Here is a 17,371-nt window from a genome sequence, read left to right as displayed (position 1 = left end):
AATAATATATAAATTTTGTGCACTAAAATTATACATTATTCACAATTTATCCTCATATCAGATAATTATTTTTAGTTAAAATTGAGTTAAATTTTAATATCTACCAAAAAAAACTAGAGCAAGCCCTAGTTTTCCTATTCTGTGTATCGGGTTGTATTATTGAAAATCTGCCTCAGAAACCCCACTGTTGACGGTGATTTTACTTGTTTTCACTACAATATTTTGTCCATTGCCTTCTGCTTCCATTTGCTCAGGAAACTTCAATCCATCTACCTCTTTGTAAGATTTGATGGTCATATTTACCCCACCTATATTTGTTTTGTACAAGAGCCCAGTAGCTGTATCAAAATACAGTTTCCCTCTATCTGACGTCAAAACATTATAATTTTTGTTATCTATTTTCTCTACTGAATTGGTATAAGTAGTGTCACCAAATCCCAATGCATCAATCGTTTTTGCTTTCTTTAGTTCTTCTATCTTATCTTGTGGAAAATCTGTTTTTGTCCCCATTTGGTCCATATATCCTTTATTTCCATCAAATACAGTGGTTACCTTTTGCCCCATTACTGTCTGCACAGACTTGAATTTGTTGCCCATCTTTTTAGTGACTGAGATAATATCCATTCCTTGTACGCTTATTTGCTCTTCTGTAATGATAGATTTTACAGCTTCCAATTTGGCTTTTCCTCCCAAAGCAGTAAGATAATTATCCAATATAGTTTTAGAGTTTACCTCTGCTACTGCAGGTTTTGCAGATTCTAACTTTGTTGTAGCTTTTTTTTGTGCAGATACTGCTGTAGAGAAAAGCGTAACGCAAAGGAAAGGTATGATGATCTTTTTCATATGTTTAAATTTTAGAAGGTAAATATAAGAATATAGATTGATTCTGAAATAAGAGATTTTATATGATATTTTAAAAAAAATAAGGAGATAATATCCTAGATAAGGCAGGCACGTCCAAACCTTTTATAATAAGTAGTTTTCATCACCTAATGAAATGAAAGAAAATTTATATTGTAATAATTAAAAAACTCATGCGCATGAGTTCCGCAATTCATGCGCATGAGTTTGACAATTCATGCGCATGAAATATGAGATTCATGCGCATGAATATTTTAAGCCTAAATAACAAAAGCAAAAAGATATTTAATTTTAAATAAATTTAAGCTGAAAATTTAAAAGAATCCTGCAATTAGTACCAATATTTTAAGAATAAAAATTAAAAAAATAGTTACAATTAATTTTGAAAGGATTGAGATTACTTAAAGCAAAAATCTCTACTCTTTACAAAAAAACTTAATACCAAAAACAACAAAACCCACCGAATGGGTGGGTTTTGTTTATGTATAAGAAAGAAAATTACTTCTTCAATTCTTCTAAAAATTCGTCGTGAGAGATCACAGTTTCTTTTTTAGTCGCTTTTTCAAGAATTACATCTTTCAATTTAGCCATACCTACTTCAGAAGAGATTTGTCTTACTTGATCTTGATCTTTCAACATCTCAACTGCGTATTTCTGGATTTCTTCATCACCTAAGTGGTGAATACCATAGATAGCCAATTGGTTTCTTACCATCAATTCAGCTTGAGCTAAAACGTCAGCGTAGTCTAACTTCACTTCGTTCTCCGTCATCAATTTACCTTCGATGATTTGGAATTTCAATTGGTTTTTCTCGTTTTCAAGAATTAGTTTAGCTTGCTCCTCAGTTTGTACTGTATCGTTAGAGAATACCAACCATTTTACTAAAAATTCTTCTGGAAGTTTTACTTCTTCTTTTTCAGTAATTTGCTCTAAGATTTTATTTACAAAATGTACATCTGCATTCTGTTGGAAGTACTCATCTAGCTCAGTTTTCACTTTAGCTTTTAGTTCTTCTTCAGTTTTGATGTTATCTGCACCGTATACTTTATCGAATAATTCTTGATTAAGTTCTGCTAAGTTCAAAGCATAAAAATCTTTTACTTTAACTTCTACTTCAGAGTGGTGTAGGTGTTCTACTTCTTCAGTAGAGAAACCTAAAGCTTTAGCTAATGCTTCGTCACCTGCAAGAGTTTCTTTAGAAACCTTTACAGACTCGTCCATTTTCAATGCTTTTACCAATTTAAAAGCTTCTTTGTTTTCAGCAGAGATGCTTGCTTGTTTTGGAGCATGGTTGTGCTCACCTTCAGCGCCTTCTTCTACTACCTGAGAAATTTCTAAAGCAATGTAAGAATCTTTGTTGATCTTATCTTGAGGAACTTGCTCAGCGAAACGCTTTTGCATGTTTTCAATGCTCTTTGTAATTTCTTTGTCAGACGCTTCTACTTTGTAGTGTAGCGCTTCATATTTGGATAAATCTATAGTAAATTCTGGTTCGTATCCTACTTCAAAAGAAACTTCAAGCTGATCTGCGTTATGATTGAAATCATTTACAGGCTGAGGTACTGGTTGACCTACTAGTCTCAATTTGTTTTCGTTGATATAGGTATTCAAAGCATCAGAAACTTGTTTGTTGATTTCTTCGAATGCAATTCCTGCTTCATATTGCTTTCTAACCATACTCAAAGGCACTTTCCCTTTTCTAAAACCAGGAACTTGTGCATTTTTAGCATAATTAATCAATTGCTTTTCTACTTTTTCTTTGTAGTCAGATTTCTCCAATGTTACTGTAAGTAATGAACTTACATCATCATGGTTTTTTGCGGTAACCTTCATTATTGATTAAAATTTTAGGTTGCAAAAATAATGTTTTTTTTCTTAAAATCACTTTTTCTGTACATTATATTAAGATTTAAATAAAAAAGACATCCTATAAAAGATGCCATTTGTTCAATTTTATATAAAGTACTCAACTACTCGTGCACTTCAAGGGTAATATCTACATCTGTTTCTCCGCCATTGGTTTGTCCTAGCTGGTTTGTAGCAGATGGATAATTCTGGTTTACTGAAGTAGCACCATGAACCAGCTTAATGTTCATTTTTCCTGTAGATTGGGCAGAATTGATAGTCCATTCTGTTTTCAGACCCAACTTTTGTCCGTCTGTTCTCACCAAGTCATTAGCTGCTCTCATCACGATGATATTTGCATTGGCAGGAGAATAGGTAATGAAATGATGGTCTTTTTCCTCTTCTATCTCATGTGACGAGTGATAATGATCGTCATGCTTTATTTGGAAATCCAATTCTGCAAGATAAATATCTCCTGCATGCACATGCAAGTGGTTATCTGTTTTTCCAGAAATTACATTTACCGTTTGTACATCTGTAGCATCATTTTTATTAGTCAGTTTCAATACTATTTTACCTATTTCGTCGTGCTCATGCACATCTTCAGGAATGCTGTCGTTATCATTTCTACAAGATAAACAAATGATTGAAAATAAAAATACGAGTGATATATTGATGAATTTTTTCATTTTAATAAAATTTAAAAAAGTTGTTGTTAAAAATTATATTTCAAAGTAAGTACGAAGTTCCTTCCAGGCTCGTACATATAGTATCTCAATCTATTCAGATATTCACGATACTCTGTGTTAAAAATATTATTGATTCTAAAATTGATATTCATATTCTTGAAAATATCAACACCCATTGATGCATTAAACAAAGTGTACGCAGCTGGCGTAGAACTGAAATCTACTGTCTCGCTCGTTTCCACCCCATCCTTAATAAAAGTTACAGGCAAATCTCTTATCGGAAATCTGTTTTGCTTAAACACGTTTTCGTTTTCTATAGTAACATAAAAATGAGAAGGTTTATCAAGATTCAATTCTATCGAGTTTCTAAGCTTTGTAGGCATCATCAAAATCAATGATTCATCGTTAGACAAATCATCTCCTCTCAAAATGCTAAATCCAGACTTCCATTTTAAATGATCCAAAATAGAAAGCTCAGCATCTGCATCCAAACCATACATTCTAGACTTAATTTGCTGATACGTCCAAACTGGGAAAACACCTCTATTGGTGCTCACTACACTTGTAGGAACTTGATTAACGAAATTGTTCGAAATCATTAAATAAGGATTCAATTCTACATGAAGACCTTTCAAAATATCGAAGTTTCCAGCCACAGCAAGATTAAAATTATATATCGTTTCTTTTTTGATGTTTAAATTTCCTTCTTCCATAATCGCCGCAGAATGATGCAATCCATCTGAAAAAAGTTCTGCAGGATTGGGAGTTCTATCCGCTCTAGAAATATTTAATTTAAAATCTAAATTTTGCATAGGTCTATAGTTAAACCCCAAATTGGCTGAGAAATTATGATAATCTAAAATAGGTCTTGTAAGCGTTCTACTTCCAGATTCATTTACAAAAAAGCTCGGAAAAGTAGATGCATATTGGTCTTCCCATTTATCAGAATCATAATATTTGTAAGCATCATATCTGCTAAAATCGTATCTCGCTGCTACTTCCGCATTAAGTTTAGCATTAAATTTATATTTGAATACCGAAAAAATTCCTGCATCATATTTATAATAATCAGGGATTAGTCTTCTCGCTTTGGTTGCAGGATTGGGAAAATTATCCTGAAACGCACCTGAAATTCCACTTTCTAAACTCCAGTTTGAGCGTTCTACCAAATGTACCAAACTTGCAGAATGCGTGATTAATCTTAGATCCATAGACGCCAAATCATTCAGTTCTCCTCTTCGGATGTCATATTCTTTTCTACGATTTTGCTGATAACTATACTGAAAAGTCAACTTCCCGAAATTTGCAAATCGTTTGTAAGCAGAAATCTTGGCAATATGATGCGCTACGTTTTGTTTTGGATTGTCTATATCATAAGAAAACTGATTTAGATAATACGATTGTCCGAAATTAATGGCATTATAAAAATCTTCCGGGCTCGCTAAATGCGCACCTCTATAGATCCCAAATTCCTGATTGATGCCACTGTAAGAAACATCAAAACCTTGCATAAAACTATGTTTCCCAAAAGAAAAATTGAAAGAATTTACTTCTGCACCAGTGTTTTGAAGCGTGTGATGAGGCACATACAAATCTCCCAATTTCTTGTAGCTTCCACCCGTTTTCACATACCAATCTTGCTCCCACGATTTCAGAATATTAGCCGAAAGTTCGCCACCTCTTCCATTAGATATTGCAGAGAGTTTTACATTTCCCATTATCGTATCTTTTTTGGGAATCGCCATTGGCTCCATGATTACGACACCGCCTACTCCATCATTTCCGTACTTCAATGCTGAAGCACCTTTGATGACATCTATATGTTCGAAATCATTGACATCAACATTCGGAGCATGCTCCACACCCCATTCTTGTTCTGCCATTTTCACCCCATTATTAAGAATAGAAATCCTACTCCCATACAAACCATGTATCACAGGTTTTGATATATTATTTCCTGTTTTCAAAGCGGTAACTCCAGATAACCTAGACAGTAGATTACCCAAATTCTCGGAAGAGTTTCTTTCTATATCCGACTGAGAGAGCGTTTGCATAATCACAGAACCTTTTGTTTTGTGATTGCTATGCAAAGTAATAGTTTCTATAGAACCTTCGTGATGTTCTAAAGTAATAGACAAATTAATATCCTGCGTGATGGCAATATTTTCAGTATAATCATCACAATCTGGATGTTTCGCAATAAGTGTATAATTGCCAAATGGCACTTTACGAATAGAAAAATGTCCGCTTTTATCTGTTTTGGCAGAATATCCACCAAGCTTTACTACGGCATTTTCTAAAAATGATTTATCATGAAAATCTTGTACAGTACCCTGTATGGTAAATGTTTTCTGCGCAAAGGTGATTGCAAATCCAAACAGGATAAGCAAAAAGCTATATTTAAATTTCATTTTTTTTGAATGTAAATTTTAAGACATGCTTCGTTTATTTTAAATCTTATTTAAATAAAATTATAACCTCATCGCAAAACCTCAACAATTAAAAATTTTAAAATAGAAAATGAATTCTAAGATAAAAATCATAAAAGAAGGTTCTCGAAAATCGGTTTAGTACATCTATCAATGAAAAAGATAAAAAAAACGAATAAGATTGTCTGATTAAGTTGTAAGTAAAATTCTATTGTAAGCTACGATAAGTCCATCTGTACTCTTTAAACAGAGGGTACAACGAAACACTTTTCGTAGAAAAGAGAATTTTTAAGAATAGATAAATTAAGAAAAACTTGGTGGACCCCGAAGTTGAAAGGTAAATTTGGTTTGAGACCAAATAAACTCCTGAACGGTGAAAATCTGTGCAACATCGTGCGTATAATTTTCACATAAGAACACAAATTCTTCAGGTACAAGGGTATTGCCTGTCGCATGAAAATGACAAGCCAAACAATCGCCGCCCTTTTCTAGTGTTTTGTTTTCGGAAATGTTATTTTCAGATTTTTTCAGATGAAATCCTGCAAATACATCCGAAGAACTGTGACTATGAAAACTAGAAAAGAACAAAGCAAAAAAGTACACTCCAAGCAAAATCCTGGATAGGTACGTTTTAAAATATTTATTCTTCTTCATATTCATTCGCCAAAAGTAAGAATTTTAAATAAAAAAAACGGCTTATTAAGATTAATAATCATTAATAAGCCGATGTTATGTTATTTAATTTAAAAAATTAATCTAGTTGCGTGCCTAGATACTCCCACTCTTGTAGAGCAACATCTAGTTCTTCTTTGGTTGCATTGTATTTTACTAATGTTTCTTCAGAAGGATTTTCAGTTGTAAAAGAAGCTTCCATTTTTTCAATGTGGGTTTCTAGCTCAGAAATTTTCTCTTCTACTTTTCTGAGTTTATTCTGAATGCTTTTTTGCTCTTTGCTAATTATAATAGTCTGTGGCTGTACTTTTGGAGTAGGTTTTATTTCTACTTTTAGTTCCTCATCGTGTAGTTTTGCTTTCTCGGCAGAGATTTCTCTTATCGATTCTTTTTGTCTGTATGCAAGATACTCATTCACACTTCCTAAGAATTCTTTCATCCTCCCATCGCGGAACTCATAGATTTTGTCACACAATCCTTGTAAAAATTCTCTATCGTGAGAAATTACAATCAGTGTACCTTCAAATCTTTGTAGCGCCAACTTGATAATCTCTTTAGATTGAATATCCAAGTGATTGGTAGGCTCATCCATAATCAGGGTATTGAATGGACGAAGCAATAATTTGCATAATGCCAAACGGTTTCTTTCTCCTCCAGAAAGCACTTTGGTCTTTTTGTTTACCGCTTCCCCTTGGAATAAGAAAGATCCTAGTAAATCTCTTACTCTTGGTCTTGTTTCTTCGGTAGCAGAATCTTCTGCTTCTTCTAATACGGTTTTATTTGGTGTAAGTACTTCTTCTTGGTTTTGTGCAAAATATCCAATGTTTACATTGTGTCCTAAGTTCCAAGTTCCCGTATAATCTTTTATTTCTCCAGAAAGTATTTTTGCCAAAGTAGTTTTACCTTGTCCGTTTTGTCCCAACAAAGCAATTCTATCTCCTCTTTGTACAATAAAGTCTACCTCATCGAAGATCTGTTTTTTACCATAGGCCTTACCAAGATTTACAGCCTCAAAGATGACTTTACCAGGAACTACAGATTGTACAAAACGAATATTGAACTTAGATACATCTTCATTATCTACTTCTATACGCTCTATTTTGTCTAATCTTTTAATAAGCGATTGCGCAAAAGAGGCTTTGGTAGCACTTGCACGGAACTTATTAATATTGTCTTCCATTTGCTTAATCTCAGAATCCTGATTTTTCTTCGCTTGTATCAGTTTTTCTCTGCGTTCCTCACGCATGACAAGATATTTGGTATAGTTGGCTTTATAATCGTCTACTTTTCTATTGTTTACATCAAAAGTACGGTTACAAACTGCGGTCATAAATTGTTTATCGTGACTTACCAAAACAATAGCACCAGGATAATCTTTCAGGAAATTTTCTAACCAGATGATAGATTCCATATCCAAGTGGTTGGTAGGCTCATCCAGTAGCATTAGATCATTTTTTTGAAGAAGCAATTTAGCCAATTCTATTCTCATTCTCCAACCTCCAGAAAACTCATCTGTAATTTTTTGGAAATCATCTGCCTTGAAACCCAATCCGAACAATACTTTTTCTATATCCCCTTCAAGATTGTAGGCGTCATGGTGCATCAAGATATCATTGAGATCCGTCATTCTGCTAATAATATCGCTATAAGCATCACTTTCGTAGTCGGTTCTTGTGGCTAATTGGTGGTTTACTTCCTCTAGTTCATTTTTCCAAGCGTTTATTTGCTCGAAAGCCTGCATGGTCTCGTCCCAAACCGTTCTTCCTTTCACAAAATCTAGATCTTGTTTTAGAAAACCAATAGTAATATTACCTTCTGGAACTACTACACCTTCATAAAAAGTGATTTCTTTGGATAGCATTTTTAATAAAGTGGATTTCCCCGCTCCATTTTTACCTACCAAACCTACCTTGTCATCTTTTTTTATGGTGAAATTGACGTTTTGAAACAAATAGTTTCCCGAATGATGTAAACCTAAACCTTGAACCGAAAGCATTAAATGAAATATTAAGAATTATTATTAGACTTTTTTAGGGTGCAAAAATAAGGAAAATAAAGGACTTTAAAATTAATAATTCCTAACGGTGATATGAAAGCATTTTTGCTGCTTTTCTTTGATGTAGTATATACGCCCCAAAGCTACATAATGTTTGAGTACTTTCTCTAGAGCAGTTTCTAGCTTCGGATTATTCTTGAAAGTACTATTAAATCTTACATAAGAAATATCAAATGAGTTACCATAGTTGTGAGAGCTAATGCCTAAAGATGCATTAGAGTTTACCTTTCTAAGGCGGCATTGGTCTTCCAAAGTTCTTGTAATCGAAGAAACTGTAAAAGTACTCCCTTTATTATCTTTGCTAAATTTGGCTCCTATACTTTCTAAAGTAGTTTTTGCTTTAGCTACCATATAAGCACGGCTATATTCTAGCTTTTGCACATGAAATCCTTTACCCGATTTTTTTATTTTTTGAAACTTTCCATTGTTGATGTATTTGGTGACATTACCTGAACTTTTCAGCAATTTGATACCAAAACTTTTAGAAGCATCAAGGTGCGGCTGATAAAGAGATGAAGCATTTACCTTCATTACTTCATTCAGATCGTAGCAAGGAAGAGTGCTCTTAGTTTTTTGGCTGACACATATTTGGAAGTAAAAAAGGAGTAAAATAAAAAAAAAATGTTTCATCAAACTAAAAAATTCGGATACTTCCTGTGTATAGTATCCATTAGAGTCGTCAAAGGTATAAATTTATATTAAGCTAAGAGGTTATTTTAGCCCATAAATAAGAATAACAATTGTAAAAAAACAGCGTATTATGACAATCAAACATATATTTTATCCCAAACACCTCATTTTGGTAAATATAAACTAGAACTCTATTTACCTTACAAAATCCATCAATACTACTTAATCTTTGAATAATTATTATATATATATTTTAATAGCAACAATACCAAGAATTCTTTACAATATAGATCCCGCTTTTCATTTCAATTTTTTTTATCAACGTTAGAGATGGAAAATCACTATTTTACCATAAAAAAGGATTTCCATTGCAATCGGGGTTAATTTTCAAATCCAGTTTCTCTTTTCAAACCCATATCAAATTCTTACCTTTGTCATATGATACGTATAACAAAAATTTTCACCTTCGAGACAGCTCATGTGCTGTATAATTATGATGGGAAATGTAAAAATATGCACGGACACTCCTACAAACTGTTTGTAACGGTAAAAGGTAAACCTGTACACGATTTGGACAACCCTAAAAACGGAATGGTTTTAGATTTTGGCGATATAAAGTCTATTGTAAATGCTGAGATTGTAGATGTTTGGGATCATTCTGTTCTTATTAATGGCCTATCTCCACACAAGGAAATTGGAGAAGATCTAGAAAATAGAGGGCAAAAAGTAATCTATTGCAACTTTCAACCCACTTGCGAAAATATGCTTTATGCTATTGCTGCAAAAATAAAATCTAAGCTTCCGGCTGATGTTTCATTGGCTTATCTAAAACTTCATGAGACTGAGAATTCTTATGGAGAATGGTTTGCAGAAGATAATCATTAATATCTATCTTAATTATTTAGCGTGCTGAAAACGACGATTCATCTACAACCCGGAAAAAAAGTATATTTTGCATCAGATCAACATTTTGGTGCGCCAAGCCCCAAAGAAAGTAAGGTGCGCGAAGAGCGCTTTATCCGATGGATGAACGAGATCAAAAAAGATGCTCAGGTGCTTTTTTTGATGGGCGATTTATTCGATTTTTGGCACGAGTGGAGCCATGTAATCCCAAAAGGGTATGTGCGCGTATTGGGCAAAATTGCAGAGCTAAAAGATGCCGGAATACAAATCTATTTCTTTGTGGGGAACCACGATTTGTGGATGAAGGATTACCTAGAGGAGGAAATTGGATGCACTGTGTTCTATAAAAAACAATTTTTCGAGATTGCAGGAAAACAGTTTCTATTAGCACATGGTGACGGTTTGGGACCAGGTGACAAGGGATATAAAAGGATGAAAAAAGTTTTTACAAATCCGATTGCCAAGTGGTTTTTCAAGTGGTTGCATCCAGATATCTCCATGAGGCTAGCCTTGTATCTATCGCAAAAAAATAAAATGATATCGGGTGATGAGGACAAAGAATTTTTGGGTGAAGACAAGGAATTCCTTATTGTATATTCCAAAAAGAAGCTAGAAACACTTTCCATAGACTATTTTATCTATGGACATCGTCACTTACCCATGATATTAAATTTAGAAAAAAACGCAAAGTACATCAATCTTGGAGATTGGATTTCTTACTTCACGTATGGGGTTTTCCAAAATGAGTTTGAACTAAAAACTTTCGAGAACTAATTTTTTTATCTCAAAGATATGTTTCAAATAAAATTCTATTCAACACAAAAATAAAGAATTGAAAAATATATTCGACATACAAACCGAGCAAGATTTTGAAAGTCTAGCGTTGGCTACTTTTAGATATCAATATGAAAATATAGAGATCTATAGAAAGTTTGTAGATTATCTAAAGGTAAATGCTAGCAAAATAAATTCTATTGAAAAAATACCTTTTTTGCCGATTGAAATGTTTAAAAATCATAAGGTAGTAGACCAAAATTTTCAACCTGACTTGTATTTTCAGAGCTCTGGAACTACACAAATGAACTTATCCAAGCATTATATTTCTGATGCAGATTTCTATGAAGAAAGTATCTACAAAAGCTTCCACCAGTTTATTGGTAAACCAGAAGATTTTATTTTTTTAGGACTTTTGCCTAGTTATTTGGAAAAGCAAAATTCATCATTAATTTATATGGTAGATTTTCTAATGAAAAAATCTGATCGCCCAGAAAACGGATATTTTCTTTATAATCATGAAGAATTACATCTGCTACTCAAAAAATTAAAGGATAAAAAAGTGATTCTATTTGGGGTTTCTTTCGCTCTATTGGATTTTTTGGAAACCGTAAAAGAGCATAATCTATCACTAGAATCTTCTGAAAATCTTACCATCATAGAAACTGGTGGAATGAAGGGAAGAAAAGAAGAAATGACCAAAGATGAATTATTAGATATTTTGAAAAACGGTTTTAAAACTGAAAGAATATATTCAGAATATTCGATGACGGAGTTACTTTCGCAGGCTTACTCTATGGGAGAAAACATCTATCAATGTCCCAACTGGATGCGTATTTTGATAAGAAATGTGGAGGATCCTTTTAGTTATGAAGGTGTAAATAAAACGGGTGCTGTAAACATCATAGATCTAGCCAACAAACATTCTTGCGCCTTTATTGCTACTCAGGATTTGGGTAAAATTGTTGATGAAGAGAAAAAACAATTTCAGGTTTTAGGACGTATTGATCATTCTGATGTTCGAGGTTGTAGTCTGTTGGTAAGCTAGAATTATCAATTATTTAATATTCATCTACCATGTTGAAGATAGAAGAGCTTACTAACGCTTATTTCCGTACCCAATGCAGTTTTGATAAAGATATTGTACTGAGCAACCATTATCATTCAGATTGGGAAGCAGATATTTTAATCATCAATGCGGAAGGTATGAGCCACGAAATTGAGATAAAATTTACTAAAAGCGACTTTAAAAATGATTTTAAAAAATCTTATTTAAACGCAAGTACAGGACAAAAATACCTTAAACACCATAAAATATCTTCTGGCGACTACGTTTGTAATGCTTTTAGCTTTTTGTTGCCCATGGGGCTCATAGACCATTCTGAAATACCTGAACATTGCGGAATTATAGAATTTTATCATGATGAAGACCATTGGAAAACAGAATTTGAAATCATCAGAGAGCCGAAAATCTTACACACAGATTCTTTTTGGAAGCTTAATGACAAGGACCTTTTTCTAAGAAAATTGGCATTTAATTTCTTGAACAAAAAATTAGAACTAAAATCTAAAACCACAGAGCTGATTTTGAAAAGTCCATTCGAAGGTAATTTTAAATAAAACAAAAATCCTGCAAAATGTGTGCAGGATTTTGAATTTTTATAAGGCTGAGGTAGATTAGGCAACTACTTCATTATCATTTCTCTGTAATAAGAATTTGTAGATAAGTCCACCTACTACTCCACCCAGAATTGGCGCAACCCAGAATAACCAAAGTTGTGACATTGCAATGCCGCCCATGAAAACGGCTTGGGAAAGAGATCTCGCAGGGTTAACCGAAGTATTAGTAATAGGAATAGAGATTAGGTGAATAAGCGTAAGCGCCAAACCAATGGCCAAACCTCCGAATTTTCCATTCGCAAATTTGTCTGTGGCACCCATAATAATCATCACGAAGAAAGCTGTAAGCAAAAATTCTACTAAAAACGCAGCTTGCATACTAAAAGCTTTACCGTTGTACACGGCTTCTCCATAGAAATTGGTTGCAAAATCTCCTGGTTTTGAAAAGTCAGTAGCTCCAGCACCATTTAGGATAATATAAAGACAACCTGCTGCTGCAATAGCACCTAAACATTGTGCTACAACATAAGAAATAAGATCTTTAGCTGGAAATCTACCACCCGCAACAAGTCCGATTGTAACTGCAGGATTGAAGTGACCTCCAGAAATGTGACCCACTGCATAGGCCATAGTAAGAACAGTAAGTCCAAAAGCAAGGGAAACTCCTAATAGACCAATACCTATATCGGAAACGCCAGCTGCAAAAACTGCACTTCCACAGCCCCCGAATACAAGCCAAAATGTGCCGAATACCTCGGCTAATAATTTTTTAGTCATCATATAAAGTGTTTTAAGATTTATAATCAAATTTAGCATTTTAAATTAATATATATTAAAAAAACTGTTAATATGCAGATATGATTAAAATGATTATGTTTTCAACACTATGTTTGTATTCAAAGGGAAACTGTATTTACAGTGAGAACAAAAAAAATCAGAGATATTAGATCTCTGATTTTTTTTATTAAAACCAATTAATGCTTGGTATATTCTGGTTCTTCATAAGGCATTGTAGATGGCATGAAATAGCTATTTAGCCAATAAAATGTTTGTCCATTTTGTTTTATTTTCACTGCCGGATTACTTCTATAGTTAAGCATTCTTTCTGCCAAAAATTTATAATTTGTAAAGTAAGACTGTACAGTTGCATTTCTTACTATTTTAGCTTTCTTCCAACCTTTAATTTTAGTGTTTGACATAAGCTCTTCGTGTGAATTATCAAATCCAGTACTCAAACCAACAGCATATGACATAGGTTGTTCGTACAAATCTCCTTTATCCAAAAATTTCAATGTTGGATTATATTTTTTCAATAATTTCACATATTCATTGATTGCTGCAGATTGTTTGAAATTGGCTTTTTCTGGATTCGTTTTTGCATAAACTTCATTGTAGAAAAGCTTAAGATTATCAAATTCAGTTTCAGATATTAAAATTCCTTTTTCCAAACCTGGCTCATAATCTTTTAGCTCTTTTGGTATGTATCCATTTACTAAGAATGGATTTCCATAATTGATCAATTGGGCGGCAATACCTGCAGACACAGGGTTTGTAAGACCAGGATATAGATAGCTGTATTTGAAGTCTACTTGAGTCTTACCTGCTCCAACAGAAGAGTGAAATCTCTCATTAAGGGATTGATCTATTGTTATATTATCGGCTGTTACCTGAGAAATAAGGCTATCAACAGATTTTTTCAGAAATCCAGGTACGGTGATATCTCCTTTTTTAGGAAAAATCACATAACCAGGAATCATACTTTGCTTGGGAAAATCTAATGAAAAATAACCTTCATCACCTTCTACAAGATTAAAGTTGTTTTTGTTTAAAACATCCTTTTGTTCAATAATCTTTTGTTTTTTCAGCTCCGCAACATTTTTTGCAGTATTCGTCACTATACTTTCAGACATCAAAACAAAATCATTGTAAGTGTCAGAACTTCTGGCACTTGTTTGATACATGATGAGTTTGGCTTCAGCTTGGGATAGTGCATTTAATACAAGAGATAAATTACCAGTTCTGCTGGCTGTAGTACCCACTGTAATGATGATATTGGTTTCATCTGGTACATCAGAAAGTAGATTACCCGCTGCAATAAGCCCCTCACTTAAGGGTTGGTTACCGCCTGTACTTTGGCAGTTCATCTCATTCACTTTGGTATCGATAAAGGTAGTAATTTTACTGTAATCTGCACTCATCATAGAAGGCGCTATATTTTCTCCGCAAGGATTATTTTTATATAATACCGCACCATATTTTACGCCAGTATAGTATTCTGGTTTTTCAAATTTTAATTGAAAATCTTGTAGTAACGATTTTACAATAGGTACATTAGGCATATTAGAAGCACTAACATCAAGCACAAATACAATATTAATCCTTTTGTTCCTTTCTACAATCTCCTTATATCTATCAAAATAAATTTTATCACCTGCCACATTAAATACATAGTTATTACTATAGTCTAAAATATTAGTAAAATATTTAGTTTTAGTATCAGGTTTAATATCATCATTCTGAGGCAATTTTACAGGAAATATATTCTCTAATGGTGATCTTTGATCCACATCCGTTAGGTAGATAGCCGTTCTTTTTTCTTCATTATCACTCCCTGGAGAACCTTCGTGTATACCAAGTGTGGTTTCTTTAATCTGTGTTGGATTTTTCATTTTCACTGCTGTACGCTCGCCCCATGAAGAAATTACGTTGGAACTTACCCATCCGTATAGTCCTTTATCTATACTATCCATATCGATAGTAGGCTTTTTCCCAACTAGAAAACGCTTGTTGTTCTCTGCTAGTTTGTAGACGTAAACCATTTGTCCATTTGGTATTTTCACTTTTGCCTCTTCTATAAGACTTGGAGAATTGAACACCTTTATTGAGTCATTCTTATAGTATGTTTCTGCACTTTTTATAACATCAGTTGCATTAGGAACCACTGCTACACGAACAGGAAAACCAGTTTTCTCACTTTTCAGAGAACTATTCCATAATAATAAATCGGATTCTGGGATCCAACCATAAGATTTCACCGCTTTTGATGACACTTTTTTCATCAAAGCATCTGGAATATATTCAGCAACTTTTACTTTGCCATCTCTGTGTTTCAAGACCATTAAAGGTTCTAAAAATTTGACTTCTTTATAAGATTTTTCATCATTATTATCAAGGTAAGCCGTATTTCTAGATCGATCTGATATAGCAATCCATGGCGCAGATTGTTTTGGGTATCCATTAACTACAGAAAAATTATCTATCATACCATAGTATCCAGGATCTGGTGTTTTTTTCGAAGGTAGCTTTACTTGGCAACTTGTAAGCAAGATAGACATCCCTACATAGTATGCTGCAAGAGGAAGTTTATTTTTCATCTTAATATTTTTATGTTTTTTAAATTTTTTTGAAGAAGCTAACGACTGCTATTTACTTTGATTAATATCAACTTTCGTTACACAAGTTTGATCTTGATTGAAACTTAATTTCACAGTTTGTATCACCTTATTTTTATCAAATTGTAATCCTGCACAATATAGATAGAAGTTATTTACTTTGCTATCTGTCACATTTACAATTGCGCTCTCATTATTACACAAATATTTATTCAACAAATAATTATAATGTGTATTAAAGTTACTACCGTTGGCAATTTGTTGAAGGTGATATTTGAAATCATTATCCATTCTTTCGAAAGAATCGTCAATTTTTAGGGCAGAATCGTCCAACTCATCATATCCTTTAATAACATTAATATTATGATAAGTAGGCTCACCTTTGTCTGTATATAAAGTCACTACATAATTTCCTGGTTTTTGGAACGCATAAGTGGCATTTTTATCTTTAGAATCTATTCTGCCACTTTCTCCAAATTTCCATGTGAATTGCGTAGATTCTGAGATCGCTCTGAACTGAACGTTTTCAAATACCATAGCTTGGGAAGGTGCGTCAATCTTTGCCAGTTCATCAACAACTGGAGCTATAATATCTCTAGCAGACACTAAAATTGGAAAAGATTTAGAATATTTGTTATCTATAATTAAAGTAACATTGTAATAACCAGGTTTGTTGTAGAAATGTATACCATTACTTTTGTCTGAAGTATTGCCATCACCAAAATCCCACTTCTTTTGTTTTGCAAATTGTGTTTTATCATTGAAGTTTAAGGTATCTCCTACTTTAATAGATGCTGGATATACTACCCCTACAATATCATCTGCAGAATGAATTACTTTTTTCTGAAGCCATAATGCTACCAATGCTGCTACAAGTAAAGTGGCAATGACTCCAATAATAATATTTTTTTTGTTTTTTTCGAAATAGTTCATTTTTTATTGTTTTGTAGTTTTGTGTTTTTGTTTATTTTAGTGCTTTAGATTCTTCTGCTCGATCCACTAGTATTTTGCGTTTTTCTTTATATCCCACATAACAGTCATCCAATTGTTTCTCAAATATTTTGATATCCTCTGAAATTTTAGAAACGGATTTTTTATCCTCCAAATACATTTTATAAAAAAGGGCAATTTGTGGAAAACCATCTTTTCTAAAATCATTAATTGAGTTATATTTTCCGTCTAAAAAAGCGGCATTAATATCATTTACCTTATACTTGATGTCATTCTCTTCTATAGGCTGAGCAGTTTCAGTAGATAGTTTTGAAATATTAATAAATGTAGAATCTACTAATACCATCATTGCTTTCTGACGTTCGTTATATCTAGATTTTTGATCTAGCTTTTCTAAAGCAACCACATCAGAATTTGAAAAAGGCGATGTAAACCCTTTTAGAAATATAATTCCCAAAAACAACAATGCTACAATAAGCATTAAGATAAGGTAGATAAATTGATATCTTTTTTCTTTTTTTGAAAGTGTAATTTGTCCTTGCATACTCT

Annotated in this window: 15 protein-coding genes; 4 read left to right on the top strand and 11 right to left on the bottom strand. The window is 33.1% G+C overall.

Translation table 11 applies throughout. From position 1 onward, the window contains the following. Positions 1-156 precede the first annotated feature (156 nt). From ACKI42_RS12590 to ACKI42_RS12560, 7 genes are all read right to left on the bottom strand, one after another. Entirely contained in the window at positions 157-843 is a 687-nt protein-coding gene (locus tag ACKI42_RS12590) for a hypothetical protein (protein WP_407405931.1), read from the bottom strand. 516 nt (positions 844-1,359) lie between these two features. After that, on the bottom strand, positions 1,360-2,694 hold the full coding sequence (locus tag ACKI42_RS12585) for a trigger factor (RefSeq protein ID WP_407405930.1): 1,335 nt from the start codon (positions 2,692-2,694) through the stop codon (positions 1,360-1,362). Positions 2,695-2,831: 137 nt separating this feature from the next. Beyond that, positions 2,832-3,395, bottom strand: a complete 564-nt coding sequence (locus ACKI42_RS12580) for a hypothetical protein (RefSeq protein WP_407405929.1) — start codon at positions 3,393-3,395, stop codon at positions 2,832-2,834. Between the two features lie 26 nt (positions 3,396-3,421). Next, positions 3,422-5,806, bottom strand: a complete 2,385-nt coding sequence (locus tag ACKI42_RS12575) for a TonB-dependent receptor (protein ID WP_407405928.1) — start codon at positions 5,804-5,806, stop codon at positions 3,422-3,424. Between the two features lie 321 nt (positions 5,807-6,127). Continuing rightward, entirely contained in the window at positions 6,128-6,478 is a 351-nt protein-coding gene (locus ACKI42_RS12570) for a hypothetical protein (protein WP_407405927.1), read from the bottom strand. 97 nt (positions 6,479-6,575) lie between these two features. Further along, positions 6,576-8,492: an ABC-F family ATP-binding cassette domain-containing protein gene (locus ACKI42_RS12565; protein ID WP_407405926.1), complete on the bottom strand. Its 1,917-nt coding sequence runs from the start codon at positions 8,490-8,492 to the stop codon at positions 6,576-6,578. 72 nt (positions 8,493-8,564) lie between these two features. Continuing rightward, positions 8,565-9,182 carry a DUF5715 family protein gene (locus ACKI42_RS12560; RefSeq protein ID WP_407405925.1) on the bottom strand — a complete coding sequence of 206 codons (618 nt, stop codon included), beginning with the start codon at positions 9,180-9,182 and terminating at the stop codon, positions 8,565-8,567. Between the two features lie 438 nt (positions 9,183-9,620). On the opposite strand from ACKI42_RS12560, the gene ACKI42_RS12555 reads away from it, so the two are divergent. Genes ACKI42_RS12555 through ACKI42_RS12540 form a run of 4 tightly spaced genes read left to right on the top strand, consistent with a single transcriptional unit; the run spans position 9,621 to position 12,479 of the window. Further along, positions 9,621-10,067, top strand: coding sequence for a 6-pyruvoyl trahydropterin synthase family protein (locus tag ACKI42_RS12555; protein ID WP_407405924.1), 447 nt, complete (start codon positions 9,621-9,623; stop codon positions 10,065-10,067). Positions 10,068-10,088: 21 nt separating this feature from the next. Then, positions 10,089-10,859 (top strand): UDP-2,3-diacylglucosamine diphosphatase, encoded by a 771-nt coding sequence (locus ACKI42_RS12550; protein ID WP_407405923.1) that lies wholly within the window; start codon positions 10,089-10,091, stop codon positions 10,857-10,859. A gap of 58 nt (positions 10,860-10,917) precedes the next feature. After that, on the top strand, positions 10,918-11,907 hold the full coding sequence (locus ACKI42_RS12545) for an acyl transferase (protein ID WP_407405922.1): 990 nt from the start codon (positions 10,918-10,920) through the stop codon (positions 11,905-11,907). 29 nt (positions 11,908-11,936) lie between these two features. Beyond that, a complete protein-coding gene (locus ACKI42_RS12540; protein ID WP_407405921.1) occupies positions 11,937-12,479 on the top strand; it encodes a hypothetical protein in 543 nt (180 codons plus the stop codon). A gap of 57 nt (positions 12,480-12,536) precedes the next feature. Here the strand turns inward: ACKI42_RS12540 and aqpZ are convergent, their stop codons facing one another. The 4 genes from aqpZ to ACKI42_RS12520 form a co-directional block, all read right to left on the bottom strand. Beyond that, the gene (gene aqpZ / locus ACKI42_RS12535) at positions 12,537-13,256 is read right to left on the bottom strand and encodes an aquaporin Z (protein WP_407406027.1); all 720 of its coding nucleotides are present in this window, start codon (positions 13,254-13,256) and stop codon (positions 12,537-12,539) included. 197 nt (positions 13,257-13,453) lie between these two features. Next, positions 13,454-15,853: a type VI secretion system protein TssR domain-containing protein gene (gene tssR / locus ACKI42_RS12530; protein WP_407405920.1), complete on the bottom strand. Its 2,400-nt coding sequence runs from the start codon at positions 15,851-15,853 to the stop codon at positions 13,454-13,456. Positions 15,854-15,901: 48 nt separating this feature from the next. Continuing rightward, complete coding sequence (locus ACKI42_RS12525) at positions 15,902-16,804, bottom strand: PKD domain-containing protein (RefSeq protein WP_407405919.1); 903 nt, start codon at positions 16,802-16,804, stop codon at positions 15,902-15,904. Between the two features lie 31 nt (positions 16,805-16,835). Further along, a complete protein-coding gene (locus tag ACKI42_RS12520) occupies positions 16,836-17,366 on the bottom strand; it encodes a type VI secretion system transmembrane protein TssO (protein WP_407405918.1) in 531 nt (176 codons plus the stop codon). Positions 17,367-17,371 lie beyond the last annotated feature (5 nt).

The sequence above is a fragment of the Chryseobacterium sp. genome (assembly GCF_045629545.1).
Classification (GTDB): domain Bacteria; phylum Bacteroidota; class Bacteroidia; order Flavobacteriales; family Weeksellaceae; genus Chryseobacterium.
Note: the sequence above shows the minus strand (reverse complement) of the source record. Positions and strands in the feature narration are given on the sequence as shown.